Annotated in this window: 2 protein-coding genes; both read left to right on the forward strand. The window is 55.8% G+C overall.

The window, feature by feature from the left end:
• Nucleotides 1-190 precede the first annotated feature (190 nt).
• A complete protein-coding gene (locus AK963_RS27780; RefSeq protein WP_066018559.1) occupies nucleotides 191-1,198 on the forward strand; it encodes a DNA-methyltransferase in 1,008 nt (335 codons plus the stop codon).
• Between the two features lie 5 nt (nucleotides 1,199-1,203).
• On the forward strand, nucleotides 1,204-2,446 hold a 1,243-nt coding region (locus AK963_RS27785; protein WP_066018560.1), incomplete at its 3' end, for a DNA modification methylase.

Raw genomic sequence — 2,446 nt, forward strand, 5'->3', positions numbered from 1 at the left:
GAAAATCAACATCATTAAAACCTTCGGGTAGCTGTGGTCGACGAGACATCTGTTCTAGATAATGCATGGTAATGATGCCTAAGCATAGTTGGCGGCAGCTTAAGGATTTAGAAAATGCGATTGGTATTACGTTGACCTGACCGAGGCAGAAGAAAAACTGGCACTGGCCACCATCGATCCCTTGTCGGCGATGGCGGAAACCGACCAGTCCATGCTGGACAGCTTGTTGGAAGGATTGGAGGTGCAGAGCGATGACCTGAACGGCCTATTGGAAAGCCTCGCCTCCGGAGAACTACTGGACGAAGCTGAAGACGGCCTCACTGATGACGACGACTGCCCGGATCCCCAAGGCAAAGTCATCAGCAAGCCTGGTGATATCTGGATTCTGGGAGCCCACCGGCTCATGTGCGGTGACAGCACTGACCCACAACAGGTAGAGCAGCTGGTTCAATCCAAACAGGTTGATATGGTCTGGACTGATCCGCCCTATAACGTGGATTACGAAGGCAAAACCAAAGATGCCCTCACTATCCAGAACGACAAGATGGTCGATGCTCAGTTCAGAGCATTCCTCAGCGACTTATTCACCGCCGCCTGCCTGTGGACAAAACCGGGCGGCCCTATTTATGTGGCGCATGCCGACAGCGAAGGCGTGAACTTCCGCAGCGCACTGGTGGAAAGCGGTTTCCTGTTCAAGCAATGCCTCGTCTGGGTAAAAAATGTCTTTGCGTTGGGCAGGCAGGATTACCACTGGCAGCACGAACCGATCCTTTACGGCTGGAAGCCAGGAGCCGCTCACTCATGGTACGGCGAATTTAACAAGGCCACGGTACTGGATGAAGAACCCGACTTCAAGAACATGGAGAAGTCATCACTGGTCAACTACTGCCGGCAGCTTCGCAACCAGCTGAACACCAGCGTGATCAAGGAAGACAAACCCTCCCGATCGGCAGAGCACCCCACCATGAAACCGGTCAACTTGATTGTTCACATGATCCGCAACAGCAGCGCACGACAGAACACGGTGCTGGATTTATGCGGCGGCTCCGGCAGTACCCTCATCGCCTGCGAGAAATTGAGAAGGCAAGCCCGGTTGATGGAAATTGATCCAGCCTATTGCGACGTGATTATCCGGCGGTGGCAGGAATTCACCGGACAGCAGGCAAAACACCAGAACGGCAAAGCATTCAAAGGATAACCAGCATGGCATGGAAGCAACGCATCACCGGCAGCGGTATGGAAAGCCCGGAAAAGCTGATGATGAACCCGGACAACTGGCGCAGGCACCCGGCGTCACAGCAAGCGGCAATGGAGGGTGTTTTAGACGACCTTGGATGGATTCAGCAAGTGATCGTCAACCAGCGCACCGGGCGACTCATTGACGGACACCTGCGAGTGGAGCTGGCCAGAAAGCACAAAGCCAAAGAAGTGCCCGTTATCTACGTGGATTTAAGCGAAGCAGAAGAAAAGCTCGCCCTCGCTACCCTTGATCCCATCAGCGCCCTGGCAGAGACCGACGCCGACACCCTGCAGCAGCTATTAGGGCAGGTAGAGACCGACAACGACGCCCTGCTGGCCATGTTGGACGATTTAGAGCCACCCACAGCGCCCGAAGACCACGACCCCACCAGCGAGCCAGAAGCAGAAGACGCTATCCAGGGAGCGCCCGCCGTGACCCAAAAGGGCGACGTTTGGCAGATGGGTGACCACCGGCTGATGTGCGGCGACAGCACCAACCCCGACCACGTTAAACAATTGATGGACGGCCGCAAGTCTCGCCTTTGTTTCACCAGCCCGCCCTATGGCAACCAACGGGACTACACCACTGATGGCATTACGGACTGGGACAAATTGATGACCGGCGTATTTGGAGCAAGCACCCTCGGCAGCGCCATGCACAAAAGCGGCCAGGTGTTAGTGAACCTCGGATTGATACACCACAAAAACGAGTGGCAGCCCTACTGGGACGGCTGGCTGGAATTCATGCGGATCGACGGCTGGCGACGGTTTGGTCTTTACGTATGGGATCAAGGCCCCGGTATGCCCGGCGATTGGGCAGGCCGACTGGCTCCGGCCTTTGAGTTGATTTTTCATTTCAACAAAGAGAAGCGCAAGCCCAACAAGATCGTGCCCTGCGAGGGAGCTGGAGAGGTCAGCCACCAGAACGATGCCGGCGGTATTCGTAGCAACGATGGCGAGGTAGGCGGCTGGACGCATTCAGGGCAGCCCATTCAGGACTACAAAATTCCCGACAGTGTTATTCGCCTTATGAGACAGAAAGGCAGCATTGGTGATGGCATAGACCACCCGGCCGTCTTTCCGGTCACCTTGCCACAGCACCTGATGGAAGCCTACACCCACGAAGGCGAAAGCTGCTATGAGCCGTTCAACGGTTCCGGCACCAGCCTGATCGCCGCCCAGAACAGTGGACGACGGATGCATTCAA

Source organism: Endozoicomonas atrinae, from assembly GCF_001647025.1.
GTDB lineage: Bacteria > Pseudomonadota > Gammaproteobacteria > Pseudomonadales > Endozoicomonadaceae > Endozoicomonas > Endozoicomonas atrinae.

What these genes read in the sequence shown, in the direction of transcription:
- AK963_RS27780 (WP_066018559.1), top strand. Translation starts at nt 191, where the DNA reads ATGGCGGAAACCGACCAGTCCATGCTGGACAGCTTGTTGGAAGGATTG.